The organism is Pseudomonas sp. TH31 (genome assembly GCF_016650815.1).
Taxonomy (GTDB): Bacteria; Pseudomonadota; Gammaproteobacteria; order Pseudomonadales; family Pseudomonadaceae; genus Aquipseudomonas.
Genome location: NZ_JAEKEZ010000006.1, coordinates 400,104 through 416,510, shown reverse-complemented (window position 1 = coordinate 416,510; position 16,407 = coordinate 400,104). Strand labels below are relative to the sequence as shown.

The 16,407-nt window shown below is 60.7% G+C and carries 14 protein-coding genes, 1 other RNA gene and 2 pseudogenes; 11 read left to right on the top strand and 6 right to left on the bottom strand.

Features of this window, described 5'->3' with window-relative positions; all coding sequences use genetic code 11:
* Positions 1–110: 110 nt before the first annotated feature.
* Positions 111–560 (bottom strand): EVE domain-containing protein, encoded by a 450-nt coding sequence (locus JFV26_RS05045; protein WP_201190300.1) that lies wholly within the window; start codon positions 558–560, stop codon positions 111–113.
* 194 nt (positions 561–754) lie between these two features.
* On the opposite strand from JFV26_RS05045, the gene JFV26_RS05040 reads away from it, so the two are divergent.
* Positions 755–919, top strand: coding sequence for a hypothetical protein (locus tag JFV26_RS05040; RefSeq protein WP_201190292.1), 165 nt, complete (start codon positions 755–757; stop codon positions 917–919).
* Positions 920–1,028: 109 nt separating this feature from the next.
* Here JFV26_RS05040 and JFV26_RS05035 read toward each other — a convergent pair.
* From JFV26_RS05035 to JFV26_RS05020, 4 genes and pseudogenes are all read right to left on the bottom strand, one after another.
* Positions 1,029–1,642 (bottom strand): annotated as a pseudogene (locus tag JFV26_RS05035) (5-formyltetrahydrofolate cyclo-ligase).
* 84 nt (positions 1,643–1,726) lie between these two features.
* Positions 1,727–1,905, bottom strand: a non-coding RNA gene (gene ssrS, locus JFV26_RS05030) — 6S RNA.
* Between the two features lie 30 nt (positions 1,906–1,935).
* A complete protein-coding gene (locus JFV26_RS05025; RefSeq protein ID WP_201190290.1) occupies positions 1,936–2,253 on the bottom strand; it encodes a cell division protein ZapA in 318 nt (105 codons plus the stop codon).
* A complete protein-coding gene (locus JFV26_RS05020) occupies positions 2,250–2,459 on the bottom strand; it encodes a TIGR02449 family protein (RefSeq protein WP_007942437.1) in 210 nt (69 codons plus the stop codon). The genes JFV26_RS05025 and JFV26_RS05020 overlap by 4 nt, the downstream gene beginning before the upstream one ends.
* A gap of 128 nt (positions 2,460–2,587) precedes the next feature.
* On the opposite strand from JFV26_RS05020, the gene JFV26_RS05015 reads away from it, so the two are divergent.
* From JFV26_RS05015 to gcvH, 9 genes and pseudogenes are all read left to right on the top strand, one after another.
* Positions 2,588–3,145, top strand: a complete 558-nt coding sequence (locus tag JFV26_RS05015) for a YecA/YgfB family protein (RefSeq protein WP_201190288.1) — start codon at positions 2,588–2,590, stop codon at positions 3,143–3,145.
* Between the two features lie 27 nt (positions 3,146–3,172).
* Positions 3,173–4,507 carry a Xaa-Pro aminopeptidase gene (gene pepP / locus JFV26_RS05010; protein WP_201190286.1) on the top strand — a complete coding sequence of 445 codons (1,335 nt, stop codon included), beginning with the start codon at positions 3,173–3,175 and terminating at the stop codon, positions 4,505–4,507.
* Positions 4,504–5,691, top strand: a complete 1,188-nt coding sequence (gene ubiH / locus JFV26_RS05005; RefSeq protein WP_201190285.1) for a 2-octaprenyl-6-methoxyphenyl hydroxylase — start codon at positions 4,504–4,506, stop codon at positions 5,689–5,691. Before pepP ends, ubiH begins: the two co-directional genes overlap by 4 nt.
* Complete coding sequence (locus JFV26_RS05000; RefSeq protein WP_242487738.1) at positions 5,684–6,223, top strand: DUF4442 domain-containing protein; 540 nt, start codon at positions 5,684–5,686, stop codon at positions 6,221–6,223. The genes ubiH and JFV26_RS05000 overlap by 8 nt, the downstream gene beginning before the upstream one ends.
* Entirely contained in the window at positions 6,180–7,397 is a 1,218-nt protein-coding gene (locus tag JFV26_RS04995) for a 2-octaprenyl-3-methyl-6-methoxy-1,4-benzoquinol hydroxylase (protein WP_201190681.1), read from the top strand. Before JFV26_RS05000 ends, JFV26_RS04995 begins: the two co-directional genes overlap by 44 nt.
* Before the next feature lie 244 nt (positions 7,398–7,641).
* Positions 7,642–8,646 (top strand): extracellular solute-binding protein, encoded by a 1,005-nt coding sequence (locus JFV26_RS04990; RefSeq protein ID WP_201190283.1) that lies wholly within the window; start codon positions 7,642–7,644, stop codon positions 8,644–8,646.
* A 139-nt stretch (positions 8,647–8,785) separates the two neighbouring features.
* A pseudogene (locus tag JFV26_RS04985) lies at positions 8,786–10,401 on the top strand (ABC transporter permease).
* Positions 10,402–10,556: 155 nt separating this feature from the next.
* Positions 10,557–11,639, top strand: a complete 1,083-nt coding sequence (gcvT, locus tag JFV26_RS04980; RefSeq protein ID WP_201190281.1) for a glycine cleavage system aminomethyltransferase GcvT — start codon at positions 10,557–10,559, stop codon at positions 11,637–11,639.
* 50 nt (positions 11,640–11,689) lie between these two features.
* Complete coding sequence (gene gcvH / locus JFV26_RS04975) at positions 11,690–12,073, top strand: glycine cleavage system protein GcvH (RefSeq protein ID WP_201190279.1); 384 nt, start codon at positions 11,690–11,692, stop codon at positions 12,071–12,073.
* An 86-nt stretch (positions 12,074–12,159) separates the two neighbouring features.
* Here gcvH and JFV26_RS04970 read toward each other — a convergent pair whose 3' ends face one another.
* Positions 12,160–13,299: a DegT/DnrJ/EryC1/StrS family aminotransferase gene (locus JFV26_RS04970; protein ID WP_201190277.1), complete on the bottom strand. Its 1,140-nt coding sequence runs from the start codon at positions 13,297–13,299 to the stop codon at positions 12,160–12,162.
* A gap of 155 nt (positions 13,300–13,454) precedes the next feature.
* Here JFV26_RS04970 and gcvP point away from each other — a divergent pair, with 155 nt between their 5' ends.
* Positions 13,455–16,328, top strand: a complete 2,874-nt coding sequence (gene gcvP, locus JFV26_RS04965; protein ID WP_201190275.1) for an aminomethyl-transferring glycine dehydrogenase — start codon at positions 13,455–13,457, stop codon at positions 16,326–16,328.
* Positions 16,329–16,407: the final 79 nt, after the last annotated feature.

The following is a 16,407-nucleotide window of genomic DNA, read 5'->3' as shown; positions in this document are numbered from 1 at the left end:
TGAAGATCAAGATCAAGATCAAAGATCGCAGCCTTCGGCAGCTCCTACAGGGGGCCAAGCGTAACCTGATTGCGCGGAGGAAGGAGGATGACCGGGTGGTTCTGCTTTATTTAGCGTAAAGCGAGCACCGCCGCCCATTGCTCGGCGGTGACGGGCATCACCGACAGGCGCGAGCCTTTCTGCACCAGCGGCATTTCAGCCAGTGCGGTTTGCTGTTTCAGGTGATCGAGCTTCAGGACGTTGGCGAACGTTTCGACGTGGGCCACATCGATGGCGCTCCAGGCGTTTTTCTCCTGAGTAGCCTTCGGATCGTAGTAATGGCTTTCAGGCTCAAGGGCCGTCGGGTCGGGGTACGCGGCTTCGATAATCTTGCCAATCCCGGCAATTCCGGGCACCGGGCAACTGGAGTGATAGAAGAAAAACTCATCGCCGACCGCCATGGCCCGCAAGAAATTGCGCGCCTGATAGTTGCGAACCCCGTCCCAGCGCGCGTTGCCAAGCTTCGCCAAATCTTTGATCGAGAGTTCGTCGGGCTCGGATTTCATCAGCCAATAGGCCATGGGTTTTGCTCCTTGCGAAGTGATTGGGCAAGTTGTCTGGCGATTTTATGACAAACCGACGGTCGGTTGACGCCAGTGTTTGCGTGTCGCTTCACGTTGCCGCAAAATGCCGGCCTTCTAAGCTTGACGCTGCTGCACGGCCTACAACGGAAACCGCTGCTGTCATCGTGTTGATATGCCTTTGGGGGCAATCGATGAAACGCAAACCGGATTTACTATGGATTTTGGTTATTTTGTTTGGCCTCGGCGTCGTGACCACCGGCTATGCCCAAAGCCTGTGGAACAACAAGACCGACGCGCCGATCGAGATCGCGCAGCAGCAACAACACCAACTGCAGCCGTCGGCCTTCAAGCGCTGAACCTGTCTGCTGGACGCCGCACCCGTAGGAGCAAAGCTTGCTCGCGATGACGGCGGCATATTCAACATCCATGTGCCTGAAAGACCGCTATCGCGAGCAAGCTTTGCTCCTACAGTGAGAAGCCCGCGAAATACCACGCCCTGTCGGTCACCGTTCCTTGCAACGGCACATCCCAGCTCGCTTGAGCCAATCGTTCGACCTTCTGACATTCATGGGCCAGCCCCAACAGTGTCGGCTTGCGCCAGGTTTTGCGTCGCGCCAGGTACGCCAGGCTGCGGTCATAGAACCCCCGCCCATTCCCAAACGCCCACCCACATCGTCAAACCCGACCAATGGCAGCAACACCAGGTCCAATGCCCAAACCTTGCGTTGCCGGCCGAGGTTGGCTTGCGGCTCCAGAATGCGGAAACGGTTGGGCTTGAGCTTTTCGCCCGGTCGAATGCGCTGGAACACCATTTTGGTTCGTGGCCAGGCGCTGAGCACCGGCAGGTAGGTGGCTTTGCCCCGGCGTTGTGCAGCACGCAGCAGCAGACGCGGGTCGATTTCGCCGTCGGTGGGTAAATAGAGAGAGATGTGTCTGGCGCGGCGAAACAGCGGGTGCTGGGCCAATTGCTTGTATAGCCCGCGAGCGGCCTGGCGCTGCTGACTGGGTGTCAGTGCGCGGCGGGCCTTGCGCAGCATGCGTCGAAGTTGCGGGCGGGGAAGCAGCGCAGGTTCGGTCATGAATTCGGGCTCGCGGGGCGGGTACACAAAGCGTACTCGTAAAAAAGCCGATGCCGGTATTTAAACCGGCATCGGACTGGAATCAGGCTCCCCGGATGAACCGCTGCTGACTTAGCCCTTGAACCCGAAAGTTCAAGGTGGAAGATGCAGTAGGCTTTAAGGCTTTCCGTCTAGCGGACATGCACACCAGCCCAACGTGCAACCTCCAGGGTAGTGCGAATCGGCTCAGGGACATCGTCAACTGGCAAGCACCCCAGGGAGTGACGCGAGTATACCCCAAGCGGTTCCACGAATCAGCCCTTGGTGACGTCCGGATCAGTCGCGAGCACCAGATCGACACGGTCCAGCAGGTCGCGAACCTGCTCACGGGTCGAGCCGTTGGCCTGGACGTCCGGCCGTTCTTCCTTGTGCAGCAGATCGTGGGTGATGTTCAGCGCGGCCATTACGGCGATGCGGTCGGCGCCGATGACTTTGCCGCTGCTGCGGATTTCGCGCATCTTGCCGTCCAGGTAACGGGCGGCACTCACCAGGTTGCTGCGCTCTTCCTGGGGGCAGATGATCGAATATTCTTTGTCGAGGATCTGCACGGTAACGCTATTGCTTGAACTCATGAGTCTTGCTCCAGGGCCTTGAGGCGCGAAATCATCGATTCGACCTTACGCCGGGCGATTTCGTTTTTTTCAATGAGGTGAGCGCGTTCCTCGCGCCAGGTCTTTTCCTGAGCTAATAGGAGTCCGTTTTGACTCTTTAGTTGCTCGACCCGGCTAATTAACAGCTCGAGTCTGGCCATCAGTGCTTGCAGATCGGTGTCTTCCATTATGTCCACTGAATTTGTGTCTGATGGTGGGTAGCTGCAGGACAGCCTTTAATAGTCTTGGCGAGTCTGTCGATGTAGGATACAAGGCCTTCATTCTAGACATAGCGCCGTCTGGCGCCTAGCTGCCCATGCCCATTCAGAATTCCCCGTACCAAGCCTTCACCACCCTGCTGAACACCAGCGGCCATTCCGTCTCGCCTGCCGAACTGCATGGCTTGTTGCTCGGCCGCAGTTGCGCCGGTGCCGGCTTCGAAGCCGACAGCTGGTTGGCCGACGCCGCCGAGCTGCTCGAAGGCGAGCCACAAGACAACGTTCGCAACGCCCTGATCGGCCTGCAAGAGATGGTCAAGGGTGAGTTGACCGGCGACGACATGACCGTCGTTCTGCTGTTGCCAACCGACGACGCACCGCTGGCGGACCGCGCCGCCGCGCTGGGCCAATGGTGCCAGGGCTTCCTCGCCGGCTTCGGCCTGACCTACCGCGACAACGCGCTGAGCACTGAAGCGACCGAGGTCCTTCAGGATCTGGCCGCCATTGCTCAAGTGCAAGATGCCCTGGAAGAGTCCGACGACGGCGAAAGCGACTACATGGAAGTCATGGAGTACCTGCGCGTTGCGCCGCTGTTGCTGTTCACTGAAACCAAGAAACCTGCCGAGCCGGCGGCTGCCAAACCGTCGTTGCATTAATCGCCTGCCAGGGAAAGCCATCTGCCCATGATCCATATCCCGAAATCGGAATACAGCCGTCGCCGCAAGGCCTTGATGGCGCAGATGGAACCCAACAGCATCGCGATCCTGCCCGCCGCCGCAGTGGCCATTCGCAACCGCGACGTCGAGCATGTCTACCGCCAGGACAGCGACTTCCAGTACCTCAGCGGTTTCCCCGAGCCGCAAGCCGTCATCGTCCTGATGCCCGGCCGTGAGCACGGTGAATACGTGCTGTTTTGCCGGGAACGCAATGCCGAACGAGAATTGTGGGACGGTCTGCGCGCCGGTCAGGAAGGCGCGATCCGCGACTTTGGCGCCGATGACGCCTTCCCCATTACCGACATCGACGACATCCTGCCGGGCCTGATCGAAGGTCGCGACCGGGTCTATTCGGCCATGGGCAGCAACCCGGAGTTCGACCGGCACCTGATGGACTGGATCAACGTGATCCGCTCTAAAGCGCACCTCGGCGCCCAGCCGCCGAACGAATTCGTTGCCCTGGATCATCTGCTTCACGACATGCGCCTGTATAAATCGGCGGCAGAAGTGAAGGTGATGCGCGAAGCCGCACGGATTTCCGCCCAGGCGCATATCCGGGCGATGCAGGCCAGCCGGGCCGGGCTGCATGAATTCAGCCTCGAAGCCGAACTCGATTACGAATTCCGCAAGGGCGGAGCGAAGATGCCGGCTTACGGCTCGATTGTCGCCTCGGGGCGCAACAGCTGCATCCTGCATTACCAGCAGAATGACGCGGTGCTCAAGGACGGCGACCTGGTGTTGATCGATGCCGGTTGCGAGATTGACTGCTACGCCAGCGACATCACTCGCACCTGGCCGGTCAGCGGCAAATATTCAGCGCAGCAGAAGGCGATCTACGAGTTGGTGCTGGCGTCTCAGGAAGCCGCGTTTGCCGAAATCGCCCCGAACAAACACTGGAATCAGGCCCACGAAGCCACGGTCCGGGTGATTACCGCCGGTCTGGTGAAGTTGGGCCTGTTGAAGGGTGACGTCGACGAACTGATCGCCAGCGAAGCCTATAAAGCGTTTTACATGCACCGCGCCGGCCACTGGTTGGGCATGGATGTGCACGATGTCGGCGAGTACAAGGTCGGCGGCGAATGGCGCGTGCTGGAAGTCGGCATGGCGCTGACCGTTGAGCCAGGGATCTACATCTCCCCGGACAACCAGAACGTGGCGAAGAAATGGCGTGGCATTGGCGTGCGCATCGAGGACGACGTGGTAGTGACCAAAACCGGTTGTGAAATCCTGACGAAAGGCGTGCCGAAAACGGTCGCCGACATCGAGGCCTTGATGGCACAAGCACGGACACAAGCGGCATGAGTCGAGTCAATCTGGCAATCATCGGTGGCGGCCTGGTCGGCGCGAGTCTGGCGTTGGCGTTGCAAGCCGGGGCCAAGGCCCGAGGCTGGAAGATCGTGTTGATCGAACCGTTCGCCCCCGGCGACACCTACCAACCGAGCTACGACGCCCGATCTTCGGCGCTGTCCTACGGCGCTCGGCAGATTTATCAGCGGCTGGGCGTCTGGCAGGAAATCTCCCGCCGCGCCGAACCGATCAAGCAGATTCATGTGTCCGACCGTGGGCGTTTTTCCACGGCGCGGCTGTCGGCGATGGAGGAGGGTGTTCCGGCGTTGGGTTACGTGGTGGAAAACGCCTGGCTCGGCCAATGCCTCTGGCAAGGTCTGGACAAGGACGTGATCAGTTGGCGCTGCCCGGCGGAAGTCACCCGAATGGAACCGCTGACCGACGGCTATCGCCTGACCCTCAATGACGAAACCACTCTGGAATGCGACCTCGCGGTGCTCGCTGATGGCGGCCGTTCCGGCCTGCGCGAGCAACTGGGGATCGGCATCAAGAAGCGCCCGTACAACCAGAGCGCGCTGATCGCCAATATCACCCCGAGCGAATCCCATAACGGCATGGCGTTCGAGCGTTTCACCGACGAAGGCCCGATGGCGTTGTTGCCGCTGCCGGACAACCGTTGCGCTTTGGTCTGGACCCGTCTGGGCATGGACGCGCAACGGCTGGCGGCCCTTGATGAAAAGAGCTTCCTCAGCGAGTTGCAAGGTGTGTTCGGTTATCGCCTCGGCACCTTGAAGCAGGTCGGCGCGCGGCATTTGTACCCGCTGACCTTGATCGAGGCCGAAGAGCAGGTGCGTCCGCATCTGGCGATTCTCGGCAATGCGGCCCACAGCCTGCACCCGATTGCCGGCCAGGGCTTCAACCTGTCCTTGCGCGACGCCCAGGCCTTGGCCGACGCGTTGTTGGCCAGCGAGACTTCGCCCGGTGACTTCGCGACCTTGCAGGCTTATCGCGAACGCCAGCGCATGGATCAGAACCTTACCGTGGGCTTCTCCGATCAGGTCACCCGGTTGTTCGGAAGCACTCAACCGCTGGTGTCCCTGGGGCGCAACATCGGCCTGCTTGGCCTTGATTTGTTGCCACCCGCCAAGCGCTGGTTCGCCCGCCAGGCCATGGGTTTGGGTACGCGTCCTGATGCTTAAGTGGCTGACCGCAAAATTCGGCAAGGCGCGGTTGATGCGCTGGGTCATGACGTTTTACCCGCCGTACCTCGGCTCCGGTGTTCGGGTTCGGCACATCAGCGATGACTTCCGCGACATCCGGGTGTCCATGGGGTTGGGCTGGTACAACCGCAATTACGTGGGCACCCAGTTCGGCGGCAGCCTGTATGCGATGGTCGACCCGTTCTACATGCTGATGCTGATGGAGAACCTCGGGCATCGGTACATCGTCTGGGACAAGGCGGCCGATATCGACTTCATTTCGCCGGGCAGAGGCCCGGTGTTCGCGCGCTTCAACATCGACGAGACCTTGCTCGACGACATCCGCCGGCAGACCGCCGATGGCGAAAAATACCTGCCGCAGTTGCAGGTCGATATTCACGACGGCGCCGGCACCTTGGTGGCGCGGGTCGAAAAAACCCTTTACGTGCGGCTCAAGCCGCAAGCAGAGACAGGCTTAAAGCATGGACATGCGCGCAGATCTGCTGATTGTCGGGGCCGGAATGGTCGGTAGCGCCCTGGCGCTGGCGTTGCAAGACAGTGGGCTGGAAGTCCTGCTGCTGGACGGCAGCCCCATGAGCGTCAAACCTTTCGACGGCGACGCGCCTTTCGAGCCGCGGGTGAGCGCCTTGTCGGCCGCCAGTCAGCGCATCCTCGAACGCCTTGGCGTTTGGGATGGCATAGCCAGCCGACGCAGCAGTCCGTACACCGACATGCAGGTCTGGGACGGTAGCGGCACCGGGCAAATCCACTTCTCGGCGGCCAGTGTGCACGCCGACGTGCTGGGGCACATCGTCGAAAACCGCGTGGTTCAGGACGCCTTGCTCGATCGTTTGCACGATTGCGACCTCGGTATGTTGGCCAATGCGCGCCTGGAACAGATGCGCCGCTCCGGCGATGACTGGCTGCTGACCCTCGCCGATGGTCGCACGCTGCGCGCGCCGTTGGTGATCGCGGCGGACGGTGCCAATTCGGCGGTGCGGCGCCTGACTGGCGTGGCAACGCGCGAGTGGGATTACCTGCACCACGCGATCGTGACCAGCGTGCGCAGCTCCAAGTCGCATCAAATGACGGCTTGGCAGCGGTTTACCGACAACGGTCCGCTGGCCTTCCTGCCGCTGGAGCGGGACGGTCAGCAGGATTGGTGTTCGATTGTCTGGTCGACCACGCCGAGCGAAGCCGAACGCCTGATGGTGCTGGACGACGAGAGCTTCTGCCGTGAACTGGAGCGGGCTTTCGAGGGGCGCTTGGGCACGGTAATCAGCGCCGATCCGCGTCTGTGCGTGCCACTGCGTCAGCGCCATGCCAAACGCTATGTGGCTGAGGGTCTGGCGCTGATCGGCGATGCGGCGCACACCATTCACCCGCTGGCCGGGCAAGGTGTAAATCTTGGTTTCCTCGATGCGGCGGTGCTGGCCGAAGTGTTGCTGCAAGCGGCTGAACGCGGCGAGCGCCTGGCGGATGTCAAAGTCCTCAGCCGTTACGAGCGTCGGCGCATGCCCCACAACCTGGCGTTGATGGCGGCGATGGAAGGCTTTGAACGGTTGTTCCAGGCCGATCCGCTGCCAGTGCGCTGGTTGCGTAACGCCGGGTTGAAGCTGGTCGAGAAAATACCTGAGGCCAAGGCGTTGTTTGTGCGTGAGGCGCTGGGGTTGACCGGGGATTTACCGGCACTCGCCAAGGCTTGAGATTTTCGCGCATGCCTTTGTAGGAGCTGCCGAAGGCTGCGATCTTTTGATCTTGATCTACGGCGATGCTGGAATCGCCAAAGATCAAAAGATCGCAGCCTTCGGCAGCTCCTACAGGGCGGCGGTGAGTCCACTATTTTTGAACCATGCAACATCTGGTAACTCACCCGCGAACTGTTCGATTGAGAAGGCAAATGTGACTCCTTATCATTTGGCCTCATTTTTCAATCGAGAGTCCGCTCCCATGTTGGCATCGAAGCGTCTACTGACCGCACTGGCCCTGACCCTGATCGGCAGCTCCGCCGCCCAGGCCGCCGACGAGGTGGTGGTTTACTCCTCGCGCATCGACGAACTGATCAAGCCAGTCTTCGATGCCTACACCGCGAAAACCGGTGTGCAGGTGAAGTTCATCACCGACAAGGAAGCGCCGCTGATGCAGCGCATCAAGGCCGAGGGCGAAAACGCCACCGCCGACCTGCTGCTTACCGTTGACGCCGGCAACCTCTGGCAGGCCGAGCAGATGGGCATTCTCCAGCCGTTCACCTCCCAAACCATCGACGCCAACATCCCGTTGCAATACCGTGCGTCCTCCCACGCCTGGACCGGCCTGAGCTTGCGGGCGCGGACCATCGTTTACTCCACGGACCGGGTAAAGCCGGGTGAGCTGACCACTTACGAAGCGCTGGCGGACAAGCAGTGGGAAGGTCGCCTGTGCCTGCGCACGGCGAAGAAGGTCTACAACCAGTCGCTGACCGCCACCATGATCGAAGTCCACGGCGCCGCCAAAACCGAACAGATCCTCAAGGGCTGGGTGAGCAACCTGTCCACCGACGTGTTCTCCGATGACATTGCGGTGCTGGAGGCGATCAACGCCGGCCAGTGTGATGTCGGCATCGTCAACACCTACTACTACGGCCGCCTGCACAAGCAGAAGCCGGATCTGGCAGTGAAGCTGTTCTGGCCGAACCAGGGCGACCGTGGCGTGCACGTCAACCTGTCGGGCATCGGCCTGACCAGGCATGCACCGCACCCGGAAGCAGCCAAGGCTCTGGTGGAGTGGATGACCACACCTGAGGCGCAGAAGATTTTCGCCGATGTGAATCAGGAGTTCCCGGCCAACCCGGCGGTTCTGCCATCGGCTGAAGTGGCGAGCTGGGGCAAATTTGTCGCCGATACCTTGCCGGTCGAGATTGCTGGCAAGCGCCAGGCTGAAGCGATTCGGATGATGGATCGGGCGGGTTGGAACTGATTTTTCCGCTTTGAAAGATCAAAAGATCGCAGCCTTCGGCAGCTCCTACAGGGTGAACGTCATCTCAATGTAGGAGCTGCCGAAGGCTGCGATCTTTTGCGTTCTCCCCACACTTCACGATTCTCGCGAGAGCTTTTCCTTGGCCCACCCCGCCCAACGCCGCTGGTATCCCCTGGTCTTCGTCATCGCCGCGTTGGTCGTGCTGCCCCTGAGCGTTCTGCTTTTCTCCTGGCAAACCATCGATCAACAGATCTGGTCTCACCTCTGGGACACCCAGATGCCACGCCTGCTGGGCAATACCCTGACGCTGGTGCTCGGCGTCGGTGTCGGCGTGACACTGTTGGGTGTAAGCCTGGCCTGGCTCACCAGCCTCTGCGAATTTCCTGGCCGGCGCTGGCTCGACTGGGCGCTGATGCTGCCCTTTGCGATACCTGCGTATGTGTTGGCGTTCGTCTTTGTCGGCCTGTTGGACTTCGCCGGTCCCGTGCAAACCTTGCTACGGGAATGGTTTGGCGCCGGGCTACGATTGCCGCGGGTGCGTTCCACCGGCGGTGTCATCCTCGTTCTGGTGCTGGTGTTCTACCCCTACGTTTACCTCTTGGCGCGCACTGCGTTCCTGGCTCAGGGCAAAGGCCTGATGGAAGCCGCCCGGGTTCTCGGGCAATCGCCATGGCAAGCGTTCTGGCGGGTGGCATTGCCGATGGCGCGCCCGGCCATCGGTGCGGGCGTCGCGTTGGCGCTGATGGAAACCCTGGCGGATTTCGGCGCGGTATCGGTGTTCAACTTCGACACGTTCACCACCGCCATCTACAAGACCTGGTACGGCTTTTTCAGCCTCTCGACCGCCGCGCAACTGGCCAGCCTGTTGCTGCTGGTGGTGATGGTCGTGCTGTACGGCGAGCGCCGCGCCCGGGGCGCGAATCGGGCGAGTAACGAGCGGCCACGGGTCAAGGCGCTGTATCACCTGCGCGGCTTCAAGGCGTTGGCGGCGATGAGTTGGTGCGGTCTGGTGTTCGCCTGCGCCTTTGTCATTCCGATGCTGCAACTGGTGGTGTGGTTTTGGCAGCGCGGGCGCTTCGACCTGGATGAGCGTTACGCCGGGCTGATCGTCCACACCCTGTATTTGGGCGGCATGGCGGCGTTGATCACCGTCAGCGTTGCGCTGCTGCTGGCGTTTGCCCGACGACTGGCGCCGACCGGGCGATCCGTGCCGGCGTCAGCCTGGCCAACCTCGGCTACGCCTTGCCCGGTTCGGTGCTGGCGGTGTCGATCATGTTGGCCTTCAGTTACCTGGATCGCGAGCTGGTGATTCCGCTGTCGGGTTGGCTTGGCGGCGCGGGCAAGCCATTGCTGCTGGGCAGCCTGTCGGCGTTATTACTGGCCTATCTGGTGCGTTTCATCGCGGTGGCGTATGGACCACTGGAAAGCAGCCTGGCGCGTATACGGCCTTCTTTGCCTGAAGCGGCACGTAGTCTTGGGGTCAGTGGGCCACGACTGTTTTTCAAAGTGTATCTGCCGCTTTTGCTGCCGGGCACCTTGAGCGCCGCGTTGCTGGTGTTCGTCGATGTGCTCAAGGAAATGCCCGCCACCCTGCTGATGCGCCCGTTTGGCTGGGACACGCTGGCGGTACGGATCTTCGAAATGACCAGTGAAGGCGAGTGGGCGAGGGCGTCGTTGCCGGCGCTGACGCTGGTTTTGGTCGGGCTGTTACCGGTGATCGGATTGATTCGACGTTCGGCGCATCGAAACGCCTAGGTGCCAGTCCTACACCTTGCGGCTACAATGCGCGGCATTCGGTGCGGTCCGTCTGACAGATCAAGTAGCTGAAATCGGCTGCAGGCCTTCTATTTCAAGGCTTTCACCCGTGCAGTGCTTGTCCGCACCTTCGCCACGCCCGGAAGGAGAAACCCATGGGACAGCGTACGCCTCTGTATGACCTTCATCTCGCCCTCGGCGCGAAGATGGTCGATTTTGGCGGTTGGGATATGCCACTGCATTACGGCTCGCAGGTCGAGGAACACCACCAGGTGCGCCGCGATTGCGGGGTTTTCGATGTATCCCACATGACCGTGATCGATGTCGACGGCCCCCAGGCCAAGGCCTGGCTCCAGCAGTTGCTGGCCAATGACGTCGAACGCCTGCACAGCTCCGGCCGTGCCCTCTATAGCACCATGCTCAACGAGCACGGCGGCATTGTCGATGACATGCTCGTCTATCGTCTCGACGACGGTTATCGGCTGGTGGTCAACGCCTCCACCCGCGATCAGGACCTGGCCTGGATGCAGGCGCATCTCGGCGGTTTCGATGTGCAACTCCATGAGCGTTCCGAGTTGGCGATGCTGGCTATTCAAGGTCCGCAGGCCCGGCACAAGATTGCCGAACTGGTCACCCAGTCCCGCGGCAACCTGATCCAGCTACTCAAACCCTTCGAAGGTCAGCCTGATGGCGACTGGTTTATCGCGCGCACCGGTTACACCGGCGAAGACGGATTGGAAATCGTTTTGCCAGCGGACCAGGCACCCGGTTTCTTCAACGATCTGGTCGGCGCGGGCATCTCTCCTATCGGTCTTGGCGCCCGGGACACCTTGCGTGTCGAAGCCGGGATGAACCTCTACGGTCAGGACATTCATCAAGACGTCTCACCGCTGGCCTCTAATATGGCCGGGAGCATTGCCTGGGAACCGGCCACTCGCCAGTTCATTGGTCGTGCGGCCCTGGAAGCCGAAAGGGCCAACGGCGTACAGCACAAACTGGTCGGTCTGGTGCTTGAGGAGCGTGGGGTTTTACGTGCTCATCAAGTCGTCCGTATCGCCAATGTTGGCGAAGGGGAGATCACCAGTGGTAGTTTCTCTCCTACGCTTAGCAAGTCGATTGCACTGGCGCGCGTGCCGATGGCGACAGCCGACCGCGCTGAAGTGGAAATCCGTGGCAAGTGGTACCCGGTCCGAGTGGTCAAACCGACCTTCGTACGCCATGGCAAAACCTTGATTTAAACTTTTCCGGCGGGCAACGACCGCTGACATTCTTCTTGAGGACACAGAACATGAGCGATATCCCTGCCGACCTGCGTTTCGCCGAAAGTCACGAATGGGCCCGCCTGGAAGCCGATGGCACCGTCACCGTGGGCATCAGCGATCACGCTCAGGAAGCCTTGGGCGACGTGGTGTTCGTTGAGTTGACCGAAGTCGGCAATGTGTTTGCCGCTGGCGATCAGTCCGGTGTCGTTGAATCGGTTAAAGCCGCCTCCGACATCTACTCCCCGATTGCTGGTGAAGTGATCGCGATCAACGAAGACTTGAGCGCTAACCCCGAGTCGCTCAACGCCGACCCGTACGGCGCCTGGATCTTCAAGCTCAAGCCAAGCAACACCGCTGACCTGGAAAAACTGCTCGACGCAGCCGGCTACAAAGCCGCCATCGGCGAGTAATCCTCGCCCTGTAGGAGCAAGGCTTGCCCGCGATGGCGTCTTCAAAATCTCCATCGCCGGCAAGCCGTGCTCCTACAGGGGGCGATTCAAGGCTTCAATACCGCTTTGACCGCTGCCACCGACCGCTCGACATCCGCTTTGCTCATGGCCGTAAACATCGGCAACGAAACGATCAAACGGCCGACGCGTTCTGCCACCGGGAACATGCCTTCCTTGAAACCGCGCTCGCGGTAAAGACTCAGCAGGTGGATCGGCGGGTAGTGATAGCCGATGCCGACGCCCAGTACCTGCATTTGCTCCATGAACGTGGCCCGTGCCGGTTGGCCGTCCTTGCGCTCAGGCAGCACCAGTTGGAACAAGTGCCAATTGCTGTTCTCGAAATCTGCCGGCGGCAGTTGCGCCCCGTACTGCGCTTCGAAATCGGCGCCGAAACAGGCGAAATAATGCTTGGCCAGCTCACGACGATGAGCAGTGATCGCCTCGATCTGAGCAAATTGCCCCAGGCCAATGGCCGCCGCAACATCGGTCATGTTGAACTTGCCGCCCAGCACATCCACGTCCAGACCATCAAAACCCGTGCGGGTAACGCCCTGCAAACGGTACTTCTCCGCCAACCGCACTTCTTCAGGCGTGTTCAGTACCAGGCAACCGCCCTCCGACGAGGTGACGTTCTTGTTCGCCTGAAAACTGAACGACACGAAGTCGCCTGTCGCGCCGATGCGTTGGCCATTCCAGCTCGAACCCAGGGCCTGGGCCGCGTCTTCGACAATCCGCAAGCTGTGCTTTTTGGCAATCGCGTACAGACGGCTCATGTCCACCGGTAAACCGGCGAGGTAAACCGGAATGATCGCTTTGGTGCGCGGGGTGATCGCGGCTTCCAACTGATCCAGGTCGATGTTGCGGGTGATCGGGTCGATGTCGGCAAACACCGGCGTGGCGCCCACTTCCAGAATCACGTTGGCGGTGGCGACCCAGGAAATCGGCGTGGTGATCACTTCATCGCCCGGCCCGATACCGGCGACGCGCAAAGCGATTTCCATGGTGCAGGTGCCGGAGTTGAACGTGCGCACCGGGCGCCCGCCAAAGAACTCCGACAGTTGCGCTTCAAACGCCTGGACCTTGGGGCCGCTGGTGATCCAGCCCGAACGCAATACATCACCGACCGCCGCAATCGTGGCTTCGTCGATGGTGGGTTTGGAAAACGGCAAAAATGGCAGTTGGCTCATAAACAGTAGACACCTGATTAGCGGACATTAGGCATGCGCCGGACATGATGATCCGGTTTGAGCGAAGGCGCCACGCCATCCGCTCGGGTATCGACTGCTATGCTGGTTTGACCGTGTTGCATCGACGCTGAGCGCCAGTCAAGAGAGAGCCCGTCATGTCCCAATTGCCGTCCTTGAGCCAGTTACGTGACCCCAATACTTTCCTGCGTCGCCACTTGGGGCCCGATACCGCCGAACAACAGGCAATGCTCGACAGCCTGGGCCTCGGCAGCCGGGTCGAACTGATCGAGCAAACCGTGCCGCCCGGCATTCGCCTCAACCGTGAACTGGACTTGCCGCCGGCCCTCGACGAAGAAGCGGCGCTGGCCAAGCTGCGCGGTTATGCCGAACAGAACCAGGTCTGGACCAGCCTGATCGGCATGGGTTACCACGGCACCCTTACACCGACCGTCATCCTGCGCAACGTGCTGGAAAATCCCGGTTGGTACACCGCTTACACGCCTTATCAGCCGGAGATTGCCCAGGGTCGGCTCGAAGCACTGCTCAATTTCCAGCAATTGACCATCGACCTTACTGGCCTGGAACTGGCTAATGCCTCGTTGCTGGATGAAGCCACGGCTGCCGCTGAAGCCATGGCGTTGGCCAAGCGGGTCGCCAAGTCCAGGAGCAATCTGTTTTTCGTCGACGAGAACTGCCATCCACAGACCATTTCCGTGGTCCGGACCCGGGCCGAAGGTTTCGGTTTCGAGTTGATCATCGACGCTGTGGATAACTTGAAGCAGCACCAGGTTTTCGGTGCGTTGCTGCAGTATCCCGACACTCACGGCGAGATCCGCGATTTACGGCCGTTGATCGATCACCTGCATGCCCAGCAGGCGCTAGCGTGTGTGGCGACCGATCTGCTGAGCCTGTTGTTGCTGACGCCGCCGGGGGAGTTGGGTGCCGACGTGGTGTTTGGTTCATCCCAGCGATTTGGCGTGCCCATGGGTTACGGCGGCCCGCACGCGGCGTTTTTTGCCAGCCGTGACGCGTACAAACGGGCGATTCCCGGACGAATCATCGGCGTGTCGAAAGATGCCCGTGGCAACGTTGCCCTGCGCATGGCCCTGCAAACCCGCGAGCAACATATTCGCCGCGAGAAGGCCAACTCGAACATCTGCACCGCCCAGGTGCTGCTGGCCAATATCGCCAGTTTCTACGCGGTCTACCATGGCCCGGAAGGGCTGAAACGGATTGCCCAACGCGTGCATCGGCTGACGTGTATCCTCGCCGCCGGCCTGGAGCGCCATGGCATTACCCGCCTTAACAAACAGTTTTTCGACACCCTGACCCTGGAAGTCGGCGGAACGCAAACCGCGATCATCGAAAGCGCCCAGGCGGCGCAGATCAATTTGCGTATTCTCGGGCGCGGGCAATTGGGCCTGAGTCTTGATGAAACGTGCGATGAGTCCACTGTCGCGAAGCTGTTCGATGTGTTCCTCGGTGCCGATCATGGGCTCAACGTCGACGAACTCGACGCTGAAACCCTGGTCTGCGGCATTCCTGACGGACTGTTGCGTACCACACCTTATCTGCGTCACCCGGTGTTCAGCGCCCATCACAGCGAAACCGAGATGCTGCGCTACCTCAAGCAACTGGAGAACAAGGACCTGGCGCTGAACCAGTCGATGATCCCGCTGGGCTCCTGCACCATGAAACTCAATGCCAGCAGCGAAATGATCCCCATCACCTGGCCGCAATTCGCCAACCTGCACCCGTTTGTGCCCAAGGAGCAGGCGGCGGGTTATGCGCTGATGATCGAGGAGCTGGAGCGCTGGCTCTGCGCGATCACCGGTTTTGATGCGATCTGCATGCAACCCAACTCCGGCGCCCAGGGGGAATACGCGGGATTGCTGGCGATTCGCAAATATCACGAGAGTCGGCAGCAAGGCGCCCGGGATATCTGTTTGATCCCGTCCTCGGCCCACGGCACCAACCCGGCCTCGGCGCAAATGGCCGGGATGCGGGTGGTGATCGTTGAGTGTGACGAGGCGGGCAACGTCGATCTGGACGACCTGAAGGGCAAAGCGTCAGCAGCGGGGGACAAACTTGCCTGCCTGATGGCGACTTATCCTTCGACCCACGGCGTCTATGAGGAAGGCATCAGCGAGATCTGTGAAGTTATCCACAGCCATGGTGGCCAGGTTTACATGGACGGTGCCAACCTTAATGCCCAGGTCGGTTTGGCGCGGCCGGCCGATATTGGCGCCGACGTGTCCCACATGAACCTGCACAAAACCTTCTGCATTCCCCACGGCGGCGGCGGGCCGGGCATGGGGCCGATTGGTGTGCGCGCACATCTGGCACCGTTTGTGGCCAATCACCCGGTGGTGCCGATTGACGGTCCGCTGCCGCAGAACGGTGCAGTCAGCGCCGCGCCCTGGGGCAGTGCGAGTATTTTGCCGATCAGCTGGATGTACATCGCCATGATGGGGCCGCAATTGGCGGATGCCAGCGAGGTGGCGATTCTGGCCGCGAATTACCTGGCGCAACATTTGTCCGGCGCTTTCCCGGTGCTCTACACCGGGCGTAACGAGCGGGTAGCCCATGAATGCATTCTGGATCTGCGGCCGCTCAAGGCACTGACCGGGATTAGCGAGGAGGACGTGGCCAAGCGCCTGATGGATTACGGCTTCCACGCGCCGACCATGTCGTTCCCGGTGCCGGGGACGTTGATGGTCGAACCGACCGAGAGCGAATCCAAGGCTGAACTGGACCGCTTTATCGCGGCGATGCTGAGCATTCGCGCAGAAATCACCGAAGTGCAAAACGGCAATTGGGACGCTGAGGACAATCCGTTGAAACGCTCGCCGCATACCCTGGCTGATATCACCGGGGTCTGGGAGCGGCCTTACACCATCGAACAAGCGGTGACGCCGGATGCTCACACCAAGGCGCACAAGTATTGGCCGGCGGTGAACCGCGTCGATAACGTCTACGGCGACAGGAATCTGTTTTGCGCGTGTGTGCCGGTGGATGAGTACCGCTGATCTTCCAGGCAATAAAAAACAAATGTGGGAGCGAGCCTGCTCGTGAAGGCGCCGTGTCAGGCAACATTGATGTCGATTG